The 14,880-nt window shown below is 68.1% G+C and carries 13 protein-coding genes; 9 read left to right on the top strand and 4 right to left on the bottom strand.

The genetic code is table 11. The annotated features are described in order from the left end of the window. Positions 1–28 precede the first annotated feature (28 nt). The 3 genes from dctP to QLQ86_RS05070 all read right to left on the bottom strand — a co-directional run bounded on the left by dctP (position 29) and on the right by QLQ86_RS05070 (position 2,805). Entirely contained in the window at positions 29–1,102 is a 1,074-nt protein-coding gene (gene dctP / locus QLQ86_RS05080; protein ID WP_282816123.1) for a TRAP transporter substrate-binding protein DctP, read from the bottom strand. A gap of 84 nt (positions 1,103–1,186) precedes the next feature. Next, positions 1,187–2,032 carry an AraC family transcriptional regulator gene (locus QLQ86_RS05075; RefSeq protein ID WP_282816122.1) on the bottom strand — a complete coding sequence of 282 codons (846 nt, stop codon included), beginning with the start codon at positions 2,030–2,032 and terminating at the stop codon, positions 1,187–1,189. Between the two features lie 86 nt (positions 2,033–2,118). Then, the gene (locus QLQ86_RS05070) at positions 2,119–2,805 is read right to left on the bottom strand and encodes a GntR family transcriptional regulator (protein ID WP_282734657.1); all 687 of its coding nucleotides are present in this window, start codon (positions 2,803–2,805) and stop codon (positions 2,119–2,121) included. 162 nt (positions 2,806–2,967) lie between these two features. Between QLQ86_RS05070 and QLQ86_RS05065 the strand changes: the two genes are divergently transcribed. The 7 genes from QLQ86_RS05065 to QLQ86_RS05035 all read left to right on the top strand — a co-directional run bounded on the left by QLQ86_RS05065 (position 2,968) and on the right by QLQ86_RS05035 (position 11,561). Further along, positions 2,968–4,521: an ABC transporter substrate-binding protein gene (locus QLQ86_RS05065; RefSeq protein ID WP_282734658.1), complete on the top strand. Its 1,554-nt coding sequence runs from the start codon at positions 2,968–2,970 to the stop codon at positions 4,519–4,521. A gap of 72 nt (positions 4,522–4,593) precedes the next feature. Next, entirely contained in the window at positions 4,594–5,571 is a 978-nt protein-coding gene (locus QLQ86_RS05060) for an ABC transporter permease (RefSeq protein WP_282734659.1), read from the top strand. After that, the gene (locus QLQ86_RS05055) at positions 5,568–6,404 is read left to right on the top strand and encodes an ABC transporter permease (RefSeq protein ID WP_133635000.1); all 837 of its coding nucleotides are present in this window, start codon (positions 5,568–5,570) and stop codon (positions 6,402–6,404) included. The genes QLQ86_RS05060 and QLQ86_RS05055 overlap by 4 nt, the downstream gene beginning before the upstream one ends. 21 nt (positions 6,405–6,425) lie before the next feature. Beyond that, positions 6,426–8,042, top strand: coding sequence for an ABC transporter ATP-binding protein (locus QLQ86_RS05050; RefSeq protein WP_282816121.1), 1,617 nt, complete (start codon positions 6,426–6,428; stop codon positions 8,040–8,042). 23 nt (positions 8,043–8,065) lie between these two features. After that, entirely contained in the window at positions 8,066–9,460 is a 1,395-nt protein-coding gene (locus QLQ86_RS05045; RefSeq protein ID WP_282816120.1) for an FAD-binding oxidoreductase, read from the top strand. A 7-nt stretch (positions 9,461–9,467) separates the two neighbouring features. Further along, complete coding sequence (locus tag QLQ86_RS05040; RefSeq protein WP_282816119.1) at positions 9,468–10,427, top strand: DMT family transporter; 960 nt, start codon at positions 9,468–9,470, stop codon at positions 10,425–10,427. A gap of 33 nt (positions 10,428–10,460) precedes the next feature. Further along, positions 10,461–11,561 (top strand): pyridoxal phosphate-dependent aminotransferase, encoded by a 1,101-nt coding sequence (locus QLQ86_RS05035; RefSeq protein ID WP_282816118.1) that lies wholly within the window; start codon positions 10,461–10,463, stop codon positions 11,559–11,561. A 27-nt stretch (positions 11,562–11,588) separates the two neighbouring features. Here the strand turns inward: QLQ86_RS05035 and QLQ86_RS05030 are convergent, their stop codons facing one another. Then, complete coding sequence (locus tag QLQ86_RS05030) at positions 11,589–11,777, bottom strand: hypothetical protein (RefSeq protein WP_282816117.1); 189 nt, start codon at positions 11,775–11,777, stop codon at positions 11,589–11,591. Positions 11,778–11,946: 169 nt separating this feature from the next. Here QLQ86_RS05030 and QLQ86_RS05025 point away from each other — a divergent pair, with 169 nt between their 5' ends. Together QLQ86_RS05025 and QLQ86_RS05020 are read left to right on the top strand one after the other, a co-directional pair. Beyond that, complete coding sequence (locus QLQ86_RS05025) at positions 11,947–13,155, top strand: MFS transporter (protein WP_282816116.1); 1,209 nt, start codon at positions 11,947–11,949, stop codon at positions 13,153–13,155. A gap of 204 nt (positions 13,156–13,359) precedes the next feature. Further along, a complete protein-coding gene (locus QLQ86_RS05020; protein ID WP_282816115.1) occupies positions 13,360–14,805 on the top strand; it encodes a GntP family permease in 1,446 nt (481 codons plus the stop codon). Positions 14,806–14,880: the final 75 nt, after the last annotated feature.

The raw sequence follows: 14,880 nt of genomic DNA, 5'->3' as shown, positions 1-14,880 counted from the left end.
GGTCGACGGGGCGGATCAGGGTCGACCATCAGCGGCCATAGACGGCCACGTCCGATTCGCTCACCTCCTCACCGACCCGGGCCACCTCCGCGAGGAAGGCATCGACCTTGTCGGCCTCGATGCCGAAGTCGTTGACGATCCAGTCCCTCCATGCGGGCGTGGCGACCTCCGACATGCGCGCCCGCTCCTCGGGGGGCATGATGTAGCACTCCTCGAAGCGCTCGCAGGACTCCTCCCAGCTGGCCGTGGCCAGCGCCCCGGACATGCCGTGGCCGATGGCGACGGCCTCGCGGGCGGAGGTGACGATGGCCTCCTGCTGCGCCTCGGTCAGGCTCTGGAACCACTCCTCGCTGACCAGCCAGGCGGCGCTGTTGTAGACATGGCCGGTCAAGGTGGTGTAGTCCGTCACCTCGTCGAAGTTGTAGGTGGTGTTGAGCACCGGGGCGTTGAACTGGCCGTCGGCGAGGCCCGTCTCCAGGGCGGTGATCACCTCACCCCAGGGCAGCGGCGTGGCCGAGGCGCCCAGCGACTTCATGATGGCCACGTGCCCCGGGTTCTCCTCGGTGCGGATATTGAGCCCCTCGAGGTCCTCCACGGTCTTGATCAGGCGCTCGTTGTTGGTGAAGGCCACGAAGCCGCCACCGTCATCGAAGGTGCCCAGGTAGCGCATGTCGGCCTCCTCGATGGTCCCCGACATGAAGTCGGCGAACCACTCGCTGTCGAAGAAGGTCCAGGCCTGGCGCCAGTTATCGAAGATGAAGGGGGCGGTCATCAGCTGATAGTCGTCATAGAAGGACGACATGGCCCCGGTGGTGATGATGGTGGACTGCAGGGTCCGGCCGCCCTGGACCTCGGACCCGGTCTCCACCTCGGAACCCAGCTGGCTGTTGCCGAAGATCGACACGGTGATCTCGCCATCGGTCCGGGTCTCGACCAGGTTCTTGAAATGCACCAGCGCCGGATAGACCTCGTTGTTGCTCATGTCCTCCGGGAGGATGGTGGCGATGGCCATTTCCGTGGACTGGGCCTGCACCTGGGTGCTGGCGATGGCCAGCGGTAGAGCGGCCAGCGCCAGGGCACCGGGGAGAGTCTTCGCTTTCATGGTCAACCTCGCGTCGTCTTGTCATTATCGTGACCCTGTCTCGCCCTCCCAGCAGAGGACACAACGAGACAGCTGACCTTCAGACTAGGTCGACTCTGGCCCGCCTGCTTGCCCGCAACTGCGATGCTCTTGCCCGAGACTCGGGAATGCCTGGCCCTCACGGCGCGCCCGGGAGGGCGAGACGGCGAAGCGTCGGCGGTAGGCGCGGGAGAAACTGCCCTGGTCGCGAAAGCCCACCAGGGAGGCGATGTGGCCGAGACTCAGGCCGCTGTGGGTGACCAGGGCTCGGGCGTGATCCAGGCGCCGGCGCTGGACATAGGCGAGCGGGGTCACGCCGGTCAGCTCCCGGAAGCAGGCGTGGAAGTGGCCCGCGCTCAGGGCGCAGAGCGCGGCCAGCTGCTCGACGCGGATCTCGTCCGCCAGGTGTCGGTCGATCCAGGCGTCCAGGCGCGCCAGGTCGAGGCGCTCGCTAGCCCCCGGGCTGGCAGCCATGCCGGCACCCGCGGACAGGGGGTCGGACTCGAGGTGGAGATAGAGGGCCCGCAGCAGCAGCGCGGCGATCTCGCTGTGCAGGGCCGGACAGCACTCGAGTTGCTGCATCAGGCTTGCCGCCAGGCGGTTGAGGCGTGGCGGCACGGCGAAGAAGCGCGATCGCTCGAAGAGGCGCCCGATGGCCTCGCCATCGCGCAGGGCCGGCAGGCTCGAGGCAGGAATGTCGAGCACGAAGGTGCGGTTGCGACCATCACCCCGATAGTCATGGTGGCGGCCGCAGGGAATCAGGCAACCCCGGCTGCCGGTGATCCGATCCCCCCGCCCCTCGATGGAGAGCTCGGTGGCCCCGCGGGTGGCGAGGATCAGCTGGTGGTGGTCATGGGCATGAGCCACGTGCTCCTGGCCCAGGGTGGCGGCGCGAAGATCGAGCAGGGTCATCTGGGTATCGCCTTCCAGTCGCCATCGACAGCGTCAACATGGCGTGACGCAAGGTGGAAAGCAAGTCGGGTGGGAGGGCCTAGTGATCACTCCCGAGCCCCTTCGATGCCCTGGACCACATAGTCCCGCGCCACGCCGATGTGGTAATCGATGGCCTCGCGACAGCGCGGAGCATCGCCGCTGGCCAACGCATCGAGCAGCAGGTGATGGCTCTCGGCAATGGAGTCCGGCGCCTCGTGGGTCTTGGTGATCAGGGTGATGCACAGCCGCAGCTCGTGGGCCAGGTCATCGAAGGTCCTGAGCAGGCGGCGGTTTCCTGCCGAGGCGATCAGCAGGCGATGGAAGGCCAGGTCCGCTTCGATGCGCCGGCTCTCGTCGCCGCTGCCCGACGCCTCGCACAGCACCTCGACCTGTCGCCGCAGTGCCGGCAGGGCCCCGGACGGACAGGACCCGGCGAGCCGCTCCATGGCATGGCGTTCCAGGCAGAGCCGGAGGTCGAAGATGTCGGCGAGCTCTCCGGCATCCAACGCCCGCACGAAGAAGCCACGCCGGGGCTGGGAGACCAGCAGGCCGCGACTCTCCAGGAGCCGCGCTGCCTCACGGACCGGCGCGCGGCTGACCCCGAGGTCGCGGGCCAGTTGCACCTCGGACAACCGTTCGCCGGGGGCGAAGCGCTGGCCGATGATGGCCTGGGTCAGGTAGTCGGCCACCTGGTCCACCAGGTTTCGCTGCTGGATGAAGGCGGCGGGCGTGACGACTGGGGATGCGGGCATGCGGCTCGGACTCGCGTCGGGAAGGCTTCCCTCCCAGTATGGCCAAGGGGCGCCGCTTGTCGACCGTCGATTGACGACTGTCGACAGCTCGAGAGGTGCCTGCTAGCTTCATCCGAGTGACTGCCCATTGCCAACAACAATCGCCACAACGGGGACAGCATCATGAAGACACCACTGGCCATCGCCCTTGCCGCCGCGGCCATCACCGCCCCCTCCGCCTTCGCCGACGAGCCCAAGGCCGGCGGGGTCATCGACACCATCATCCAGCCCGAGCCGCCGGGCCTGGTGCTGGGCATGATCCAGAACGCCCCGACCCGCACGGTCGCCGGCAACATCTACGAAGGCCTGCTGCGCTATACCACCGACCTGGAGCCCCAACCCCAGCTCGCAGAATCCTGGGAGGTCAGCGACGACGGACGCACCTGGACCTTCCACCTGCGCGAGGATGTCACCTGGCACGATGGCGAGCCCTTCACCGCCGAGGACGTGGTGTTCTCCGCCGATGTCTTCCACCGCGAGCTCAACCCCAGCGCCCGTGCCGTGCTGCAGCATGTGGAATCCATCGAAGCCACCGACGACCACACCGTGGTCTTCACTCTCGAGAAGCCCTTCGGCCCCTTCCTGATCTCCTTCGAGGCGGGGACCTTCACCATGGTGCCCAAGCACATCTACGAGGGCACCGAGTTCCGCGACAACGAGGCCAACAACCATCCCATCGGCACCGGCCCCTTCAAGTTCGACAACTGGGACCGCGGCACCGTCATCCAGCTGGTGAAGAACGAGGACTACTACGAGGAGGACCTGCCCTACCTCGACGGCATCAACTGGCACATCATCCCCGATGGCGCCTCCCGCGCGGTCGCCTACGAGAACGGCACCGTCGACGTGCTGCCCTACGGCACCGTCGAGAACTTCGACATCCCGCGCCTCACCGAACTGGACAACACCTGCGTGACCGAGCAGGGCCACGAGTACTTCAGCCCCTTCGCCATGCTGTGGATGAACAACCGCGAGGGCCCCACGGCCGACAAGCGCTTCCGGCAGGCGGTCATGTACGCCATGGATCGCCAGTTTGCCCGCGACGTGCTGTGGAATGGCCTGGGCCAGGTACCGCTGGGGGCGTTCGGCTCCAACGCCAGGTTCCAGAACGATGACCTGGAGCCCTACGACCACGACCCGGACCGCGCCCGCGAGCTACTCGACGAGATGGGGTATGACGGCGAGGAGGTCCGCCTGCTGCCGCTGCCCTATGGCGAGACCTGGACGCGCTGGGCCGAGGCCGTGCAGCAGAATCTCAAGGAGGTCGGCATCAACGTGCGCACCGAGGCCACCGACGTGGGCGGCTGGAACCAGCGCCTCGGCGACTGGGACTACGACCTCGCCTTCACCTACCTCTACCAGTATGGCGACCCGGCACTCGGCATCTCGCGCACCTACCTCTCCAGCAACATCGAGAAGGGCTCGCCCTGGAACAACGTCGAGGGCTACGAGAACGAGCGGGTCGACGAGCTGTTCAACCAGGCCGCAACGGCCTTTCCGGACGAGGAGCGCGAGGCGCTCTATCACGAGGTCCAGGAGATCCTCCAGGAGGACGTGCCGGTGGGCTGGCTGCTGGAACTCGGCTTCCCGACCATCTACCGCTGTGACGTCAAGGACCTGGTGACCTCGGGCGTGGGCGTCAATGACGGCTTCAAGGACGCCTGGCTCGACAGGTAAGCCATGCGGGGCGGCCCTCACGGCCGCCCCTGCGCCGTTCCACCGCGTCCCACGTCGCCAGGGGGTAATGGCATGCTCTATGTCAGGCTGATCGCGTCACGGCTGCTCAAGGCCGTGATCGTGCTGTTCATGATCATCATCTTAAACTTCTTCCTCATCCAGATGGCGCCGGGCGACCCGGCCGCCATCCTGGCCGGCGAGGCCGGGGCCACCGATGCGGAGTTCCTGCGCCAGCTGACCGAGCGCTTCGGCCTGGACCAGCCGCTCCACGTGCAGCTGTGGCGCTATGTCTCCGGCGTGGCCATGCTTGATTTCGGCTTTTCCTACCGCCAGCAGGTGCCGGTGCTCGACCTGATCCTGGCTCGCTTGCCGGCCACCCTGCTGCTCACCGGCACCGCCTTCGTGCTGTCGCTGGTGCTGGGCATCGTCGCCGGCTCGCTGGCCGCGGCCCGGGTCAAGAAGCCCTCGGGCTCGATCATCATGGCCCTGGCGCTGATCTTCTACGCTACCCCGCTGTTCTGGGTCGCATTGATGGCCGTGGTGCTGTTCTCGGTCTATCTCGACTGGCTGCCGGCCTACGGCATGTACACCGTGGGCGCGGGCCTGGAGGGGTTCGCCCTCGCCCTGGACGTCGGCAAGCACCTCATCCTGCCGGCCACCACGCTCGCGCTGTTCTTCATGGCCATCTACACCCGCATGACGCGGGCGTCGATGCTCGAGGCCGCCCAGCAGGACTTCGTCAAGACGGCACGCGCCAAGGGCCTGAAGAACAGCGTCATCCAGCGACGCCACATCCTGCGCAACGCCCTGCTGCCGATCATCACCCTGGCCGGCCTGCAGGCGGGGCAGATGGTCGGCGGGGCCATCCTCACCGAGACGGTCTTCGCCTGGCCCGGCATCGGCCGGTTGATGTTCGAGGCCCTGCAGCAACGCGACTACAACCTGCTGCTGGGCATCTTCTTCTTCTCGGCGGCCCTGGTGATCGTCTTCAACATCATCACCGACCTCGTCTACCGCCTGGCCGACCCGCGCATCAAGGAGGCGTCATGAGCTTCTTCGCCCGCTTCGCCCAGAACCGCGGCGCCCTGGTGGGCCTGATCATCCTGATGGCGATCATCCTGATGGCCATCCTGGCCCCGCTGCTGTTCCCCGAATCGCCCTGGCGCATGGTCCAGCGCCCCTTCCTGCCGCCGCTCGAGACGGAAGGCTTCCCGCTGGGTACCGACACCATGGGACGCAACGTCGCGGCCGGCCTGATGCACGGCGCCTGGGTCTCGCTGCTGATCGGGCTGGTCTCGACCACGGTGGCCCTGGCGATCGGCGTGCCGCTGGGGGCCATTGCCGGCTACTACGGGGGCCTCGTCGACGACGCCCTGATGCGCTTCACCGAGTTCTTCCAGACCATCCCCAACTTCGCCCTGGCCATCGTGCTGGTCGCGATCATGCAGCCCAGCATCACCTCCATCGTGCTGGCCATCGCCATCGTCAGCTGGCCGCCGGTGGCGCGCCTGGTGCGCGCCGAGTTCCTGTCACTGCGACACCGCGAGTACGTGGAAGCCGCCCGGCTGGTGGGCCAGACCAACGCCACCATCATCCTGCGTCAAATCCTGCCCAATACCCTGTCACCGATCATCGTGCTGGCCTCGCTGATGGTGGCGACGGCCATCCTGCTGGAGTCCGCCCTTTCCTTCCTCGGCCTGGGCGACCCCAACGTGATGTCCTGGGGCTACATGATCGGGGCGGCACGCACGGTGATCCGTCAGGCCTGGTGGCTGAGCTTCTTCCCCGGTGTGGCGATCCTGCTCACCGTGCTGGCACTCAACCTGGTGGGCGAAGGCCTCGACGACGCTCTCAACCCCAAGCTCGCCCGGGAACGTTCATGAGCGGTGGCGAAGGAGAATCCCATGACTGACACCCTGCTGAGCATTCGCCACCTGAGCATTGCCCTGCCGCACGGTGCCGATCGCGACTTCGCCGTGGAGGACGTCAGCTATGACGTGGCACGCGGCGAGATCATGTGCGTGGTCGGCGAGTCCGGCTCCGGCAAGTCGATGGCCGCCAATGCCCTCATGGGCCTGCTGCCCAAGGGGGTGCGGGCCACCGCTGGCGAGGTGGTGTTCGATGGCCAGGATCTGCTCCAGCTCACCGAGACGCAGCACCGTGCCCTGCGCGGGCTGCGTATCGGCATGATCTTCCAGGAGCCGATGACCGCCCTCAATCCGCTGATGCGGGTCGGCGCCCAGATCGGAGAAGTGTTCGAGGCCCACAACAGGCTGACCCCGCGCGAGCGACAGGCCCGTGCCCTGGAGCTGCTGACGGAAGTGGGCATCCCCCAGCCCGAGAAGGCCATCCGCGCCTATCCCTTCGAGCTCTCCGGCGGCCAACGCCAGCGGGTGATGATCGCCATGGCCCTGGCGCTCGAGCCGGAGCTGCTGATCGCCGACGAACCCACCACGGCGCTGGACGTCACCACCCAGGCACAGATCCTCGACCTGATCGGCGACCTCCAGCGTCGCCACGGCATGGCCGTGATGTTCATCACCCACGATTTCGGCGTGGTGGCCGAGATCGCGACCCGGGTCTGCGTGATGCGCGAGGGGCGCATCGTCGAACTCGGTGAGGCCCGGGAGGTGCTGGAACATCCCCGGCACGACTATACCCGGGCGCTGATCGAGGCGATTCCCAGCAACGCCATGCCCGCCGCCCGCGAGGCCGACCAGAGTGCCCCGCTGCTCGAGGTGCGTCACCTGCAGAAGGTCTTCCGCTCCCGCGGAGGCCTCTTCAAGCCCTCGCGTGAGGTCCATGCCCTGGACGACGTCAGCTTCACCATGGCACGCGGCGAGACGGTGGGCATCGTCGGCGAGTCGGGCTCCGGCAAGTCGACCCTGGGACGCTGCGTGGTTCGCCTGGAGCGGCCCGACAGCGGTGAATTGCTGCTCGACGGCGTCGACCTCACCAGCCTCAAGGGCGAGATCCTGCGCCGCGAGCGCCGGCGGGTGCAGATGATCTTCCAGGACCCCTATGCCTCGCTCAACCCGCGCACCCGGGTCGGCATGGCCATCGCCCAGGGGCCCATCGCCAACGGCGTGAACCGGCAGCAGGCGCTCAAGGAGGCCGGTGACCTGCTCGACCTGGTCGGCCTGGGCGCCGCCTCGGCCGAACGCTTCCCCCATGAGTTCTCCGGTGGCCAGCGCCAGCGCATCGGCATCGCCCGGGCGCTGGCCCTCAATCCCGAACTGATCGTCGCCGACGAGGCCGTCTCGGCCCTGGACGTCTCCATTCAGGCGCAGATCCTGGAATTGCTCGAGGACCTGAAGCAGAAGCTCTCGCTATCGCTGTTGTTCATCACCCATGACCTGCGCGTCGCCGCCCAGATCTGCGACCACATCATCGTCATGCAGCACGGTCGCATCGTCGAGCACGGCACCGCGGAAGCGGTCTTCCTCTCGCCGCAGGAGGCCTATACCCGCGAACTGCTCGAGGCCATCCCCGGCAGGGCGCAGGTCCTGGCGACCGCCTGACCCACCCGGAGCCTGAACCTGTCATGGAAGCCCTCTTGAAGGAGATCACCGCCATCGTCGGCGCCGCCAACGTCCTCACCGGCGAGGATGTCAGTGCTCGACGCGTCGACTGGCTGACCGGTGCCCCCTGCCGCGCCGGGGCCATCGTGCGACCGGGATCGACCAGGGAGCTCGCCGAGGTGATGCGTGCCTGCCACGCCGCCCGCCAGCCGGTGGTCACCCACGGCGGCCTCACCGGACTCGTGCATGGCACCGAGGCGGGCCCCGATGAGCTGGCCGTGTCGCTTGAGCGCATGACCGCCATCGAAGCCGTCGACCCGGTCAGTGCCACACTCACCGTACAGGCGGGGGCGCCTCTGCAGAGCGTCCAGCAGGCCGCCGAGGCGGTGGGCCTGCAGTTCGCCCTGGACCTGGGTGCCCGCGGCAGCTGCACCATCGGCGGCAATATCGCCACCAATGCCGGCGGCATCCGGGTCATCCGCTACGGCATGATGCGCCAGCAGGTGCTGGGGCTCGAAGCGGTGCTGGCCGACGGCACCGTGGTCAGCTCGATGAACCGCATGCTCAAGAACAATGCTGGCTTCGACCTCAAGCAACTGTTCATCGGCAGCGAGGGGACACTGGGTATCGTCACCCGGGCAGTGCTGCACCTCCAGCCGCCTACCCCGGACGTGCAGACGGCGCTGGTCGCCTGCCCCTCCTTCGAGAGCCTGACCGGCCTGCTGGGCCATCTGGGCCGGCATCTCGGCGGCAGTCTGGCGGCCTTCGAGGCGATGTGGCAGAGCCACTATCGGCTGCTCACCGAGGAGAGCGGCCGGCACACGCCACCGCTCTCCCCCGACGCCCCCTTCTACGTGATCCTCGAATCGCTGGGCAGCGAGCCCCAGAGCCATGGCGCCCAGTTCTCCCTTGCCCTGGAGCGCGCCCTGGAAGACGAGTTGATCAGTGATGCGGTCATCGCCCAGTCCGACGCTCAACGCCAGGCCCTCTGGGCGATACGCGAGGACATCGAGGGGCTGATCCAGGCCCTCTCGCCGCTGCTCACCTTCGACGTCAGCCTGCCGATCGGCGAGATGAATCGCTATGTCACCAGCCTGGAAGCGGCCCTGGCGCGCGACTGGCCTCGGGGACGCATGGTCACCTTCGGCCACCTGGGCGATGGCAACCTGCATATTTCCATCACCGTCGGCAGTGCCGATCCGGCGGCCCGCCGCGCCGTCGAACACCTGGTCTACACACCACTGGCCGAACTTGGCGGCTCGGTGTCGGCCGAGCACGGCATCGGCCTGGAAAAGCGCGACTACCTTGCCCTCTCGCGTACCCCGGAGGAGATCACGCTGATGCATACCCTCAAGCGAGCCCTCGATCCCCACGGGCTGCTCAATCGCCACAAGGTGCTCGCACCGCAGGACGGCTGACCCCTCGATGGCACGCTTCCTCCCTGACCGATTGCCACTCGCGCTCACCCCCCGCCCGATGCTCGGCACGCTGGCCTTGATCCTCGCCATCGGGCTCTTCTGGGGCGGCAACTGGCCGGCGGTGCGCTTCATCCTTCGGGACCTGCCGCCCTTCACCCTGCGCGCCATCGGCTTCTCCGCCGGTGCGCTGGTGCTGCTGGGCTGGGCCCGCTGGCGCGGCCTTCCGCTTCGCGTGGGGGGCAGGGAGTGGCCGTGGCTCGCGGTCACCGGACTGTTCACCATCCTCGGCTTCAACCTGGCGACCGCCTTTGGCCAGCTGCGCATGCCGACCTCCCAGGCGGCGATCATCGCCTTCACCATGCCGTGCTGGGCATTGCTGATGGCCTGGGGGTTGCTCGGCGACAGGATCAGCACACGCCAGTGGCTGGGGCTGGCCACCGGCCAGCTGGGGCTGATCGTGCTGCTCGGGCCCGCAGCGCTGGCGGCGCGGACCGAGGACCTCATTGGCCCCGTCATCATGCTCGGCGCGGCCCTCTCCTGGGCGCTGGGCACCGTGCTGATCAAGCGGCGTGGGCATTGGGAGAGCCACCCGGTGGTGATCACCGGCTGGCAGTTCGCGCTCTGTGCGGCACCGATGATCGGACTGGCGGCTTGGCGGGAGTCGCCGCCACCGCCCGGGGACTGGCTCGACACGACGTGGCTGGCACTCGGCTACCACCTGGTATTCTCGATCTGCCTGGCGCAGATGCTATGGTTTCGCAACGTCAACCGCCTCACCGTGGGGGAGTCCACCACCAGCACCCTGCTCATTCCGGTGGTCGGCGTCGGCAGCGCCAGCCTGCTGCTGGGCGAGCCCCTGACGCTGCAGGTGGTGGTGGCGCTGCTGCTGATCCTCGGCGCCATTGCCGTCGTCCTGCTCGGCAGGCGACGCCTTGACCCCGCCCCGCGACTGACCGACCGTGATTGAATCCCCTCGACCACAGCTGACTGGGAGTTCCCGATGCCCCGCTTTCCCGACCACCTGACCGGCGACGGCCCCACCAACCCCTTCCCCGGGATCCGCGTGCTGGAGCGCCGCCTGGGCCGCGAGATCCCCCACCGCCTGGGCTCCAACGAGGGGCTCGACATGCCCCACCGCGCCCTGCGCGCACACTTCGGCGATGCCATGGTCGAGCATGCCTACTGCTACGGGGATTCGGAGGCGCTGGGCGTGCGCCAGCGGCTCGCCGGGCAGCAGGGCATTGCGCTCGAGGCCCTGCTGGTCGACGCCGGGGCCGACAGCCTGATCGCCCTCGCCCTGCGCACCGTGGCCGAGGCCGGCACCGCCGTGGTGGCCACCGCCGGCACCTACCCCACCTTCGGCTACTTCGCCCGGGGCCAGGGCTGTCGGCTGGTCGAGGTGCCCTACGAGGAGGCGCCGGGCCGCCTCGCCCCGGACCTCGAGGCCCTCTCCGCCGCTGCCCGGCGGGAGCAGGCCCGACTGGTCTACCTCGCCAATCCCGACAACCCCAGCGGCCACCTGCATGACGACGCGGCCGTTCGCCGCCTGCGCGAGACGCTGCCCGACGACTGCTGGCTGTTGCTCGACGAGGCCTACCACGACTTCCGCGAGGATGCCGATTCTCCCTTCGCCCGCGAGGTGCTGCCCGGCGTGATCCGCCTGCGCACACTCTCCAAGGCCCACGGGATGGCGGGGCTGCGCATCGGCTACGCCATCGCCGAGCCCGAGACCCTGGCGATGATGATGAAGGTGCGCATCCACTATGCGGTCTCGACGCTGACCCTGGCCGCCGCCGAGGTGGTGCTGGACCATCCCGACGAGACCCGCGAGCACATCGCCGCGGTGCTGAATCGCCGCGAGCGCCTGACCGAGCACTTCCGCGGGCTCGGCGCCGAGGTGCTGCCCAGCGCCACCAATTTCATCGGCATCCGGTTGCCCAGCGCCGAGCTCGCCGAACGGGTCAACCGCGAACTGCTCGAGGCCGGGCGGCTGATTGCCCGTCCGGCCCACCCGGACCTCGGCCACGTGCTGCGCATCACCGCCGTGGAGGATGCCCTGGTCCCCGGGCGACTGCAGATCCTGGAAGACGCCCTGCGGTAGACGCGTCCAGCGCCGGGCAAGGCGTCGTCAGCAACGCCCCTTCTTGGCCTGTCCCGGCGGACAGAAGCCGCCGCGACTGTCGTAGTGGTCGTGGCCCCGGTCGTCATCGATGACCACCAGCGGTTCGGACTGGATGCGCGCGGGCGTGTAGCTGCAGCCGGCCAGCAACAGGCTGGCGCCGAGCAGGCAGATCAGGAGCGTCGAGTGTCGGGTCATGGGGAAACCTCCGTGTCAGGGTGCTGTGCGGCGGCATTCTAGCGAACCCTGGCCACCCTACCCATGTGGCGCAACGGCGACGCAGCCGTCTCCAACAAGAGACAGTGGCCAAGGGAAAACGGACGCGCGATAGTGGCTTGTCATTAGTCTGCAAACAGGTCGTTCCCGAATGGATGCGCTGCGCCGCCACACTCTGCTGATCATCGTCCTGGGCAGCCTGGTCATCTCGCTGGCCATGGGCCTGCGCCATGGCTTCGGCCTCTTCCTGGAGCCGATGAGCAGTGACCTGGGCTGGGGACGGGAGGTCTTCGCCTTCGCCCTGGCCCTGCAGAACCTGATCTGGGGACTCTCCCAGCCCTTCAGCGGGGCCCTGGCCGATCGCTTCGGGGCCGCACGGATCGTGGTGGGGGGGGGCCTGCTCTATGCCCTGGGGCTGGCCATGATGGGGCTGTCGGACTCGGCCCTGGGGATGTCGATGAGTGCCGGGCTGCTGATCGGCCTGGGGCTCTCGGGCACCACCTTCTCGGTGATCCTCGGGGCCGTGGGCCGCGCCGTGCCGCCCGAGAAGCGCAGCCTGGCCATGGGCATCGTCAGCGCCGCGGGCTCCTTCGGCCAGTTCGCGATGCTGCCCGGCACCCTGGGACTGCTGGAGTGGCTCGGCTGGTCCGCCGCCCTGCTGGTGATGGGCGCACTGGCGGCCTTGATGGTGCCGCTCGGAGGGATGTTGCGCGACCGCCCTTCCCCCCGTCTGGCCAGCGACCTCTCGCTGGGTGCGGCGCTCGACGAGGCGGCCGGCCATCGTGGCTTCTGGCTGCTCTGCATGGGCTTCTTCGTCTGCGGCTTCCAGGTGGTGTTCATTGGCGTCCACCTGCCCGGCTACCTGGTCGACAGCGGTATCGCCGTGCAGGTGGGCAGCACCGTGCTGGCGCTGGTGGGGCTGTTCAACATCGTCGGCACCTACACCGCCGGCTGGCTGGGCGGCTTTCTCTCCAAGCCGCGCCTGCTGACCTGGCTCTACCTGATCCGCGGCATGGTGATCACCGCCTTCCTGGTCGTGCCCCTGAGCCCGGGGAGCGCCTACCTGTTCGGCATCGCCATGGGCCTGCTGTGGCTCTCCACCGTGCCGCTGACCAACGGCATCGTCGCCTCGGTGTTCGGCGTGCGCCACCTCTCGATGCTCGGCGGCATCGTCTTCCTCTTCCACCAGCTGGGCTCCTTCATGGGCGTCTGGCTGGGCGGCTACTTCTACGACCTCAACGGCGACTACGACCTGGTATGGCGGCTCGCCATCCTGCTCTCCGTGGCGGCGGCCGCCCTGCACTGGTTCATCGACGAGGTGCCGGTGAAGCGCCAGGCCAGCGCCGAGGCCGAGGCATGAGTCGCGCCCGACGGGGGCTGTTCGCCCTGCTGGCCACCGCCGCCCTGGCGCTGGCCTGGTGGGGCTGGCAGACCCTGGATGCCAGCCTGCTGCTGCTCGGCAGCCGGTTGTGTTGAGCGGCACCGCGTCGAGTGACAACGGCCATCGAGGCGCTCAGCGCCTCCAGCAAGACGCTCCCACAGGACATGGCACAGGAAAGGATCGATGATCGGTATCTCGGCGATCGCCATTGCGCTGCTGCTATTAATGGTTCTGGCCTACCGAGGTCTCAGCCTGTTGATCCTGGCCCCACTGCTGGCCGCACTGGTGGCACTGGTCTCGGTCGGCACGCCCCTGCTGGCCAGCTACACCCAGGTCTTCATGGGGGCTGCCGGCGATTTCATCGTCCGCTACTTCCCGCTGTTCCTGCTGGGGGCGGTGTTCGGCAAGCTGATGGAAGACTCGGGCAGCGCCGAGGTGCTGGCCAGCGCCATCGTCGAGCGCCTCGGCGATACCCGCGCCATCCTGGCGGTGGTGCTCTCCTGCGCGGTGATGACCTACGGCGGCGTCTCGCTGTTCGTGGTGGCCTTCGCGGTCTACCCGATCGCCGCGGCGCTGTTCCGTCAGGCCGGCCTGCCCAAGCGGCTCATCCCCGGCACCATCGCCCTGGGCGCCTTCACCTTCACCATGACGGCGCTGCCGGGCACGCCGGCCATCCAGAATGCCATTCCCATGCCCTATTTCGGCACCTCGCCGTTTGCCGCGCCTGGGCTCGGCATCCTCACCGGCCTGGTCATGCTGGGGCTAGGACAGGCCTGGCTGAACCATCGGGCTCGCCAGGCACGAGCGACCGGCGAAGGCTACGGCAATCACCAGGAGAAGGCACCACCGGCCGGTCACCTGCGCGAACACGCGGCAGGCGAAGGCTTCGACCTGGCCGAGGTCACTGCACAGCCGATTCGCGATCTTCCTCCCTTGACCCTGGCGCTGCTGCCCATCGTGCTGGTCATTGCCCTGAACCTGCTGTTCACGACGGTGGTGATACCGGCCATGGACACCGGCTATCTCGCCGAGCCGACCTATGGCGCCACCAGCATCGAGTCCGTTCGTGGCGTCTGGTCGGTCATCGCTGCCCTGGTCATCGCCATCGGGGTCATCATCGCCACCAATCTGCGTCGTCTCGAGGCCCTCACGAGCACTCTCGACAGCGGTGCCAATGCCTCGCTGCTGCCGATCTTCAATACCGCCAGCCTGGTCGGCTTCGGCTCGGTGATTGCCTCCCTGACGGCGTTCGACACGATCAGCCTCTGGGTGACCTCGGTAGGCGGCGACAACCCCCTGATCTCGCTGGCCATTGCGGTCAACCTGCTGGCCGGCATGACCGGCTCGGCCTCCGGCGGCATGAGCATCGCCCTGGCGACACTCGGCGACACCTACCTGGCCATGGGCCAGGCCACCGGCATCGCCCCCGAACTGATGCACCGGGTCACGGCCGTCGCCACCGGCGGGCTGGATGCGCTGCCGCATAACGGCGCGGTGATCACGCTGCTCTCCATCTGTGGCCTGACGCACCGCCAGGCCTACCTCGATATTGCGGTGGTGGCCGTAGTGGTCCCCATCATCTCGCTGGTGCTGCTGATCACCCTGGGCAGCCTGGCGGGGTCGTTCTGAGGCGGGAGGTTCATTCAGTCGCCGAACGGGTTGGTGAGGCCGCCGGCTCTGCCGAGCCCGGCCTTGTCGCGGGGT

The organism is Halomonas rhizosphaerae (genome assembly GCF_030012485.1).
In the GTDB taxonomy this organism is placed as follows: Bacteria; Pseudomonadota; Gammaproteobacteria; order Pseudomonadales; family Halomonadaceae; genus Halomonas; species Halomonas rhizosphaerae.
The sequence above is the reverse complement of the archived record's forward strand: the minus strand, read 5'-3'. Positions and strand labels throughout refer to the sequence as shown.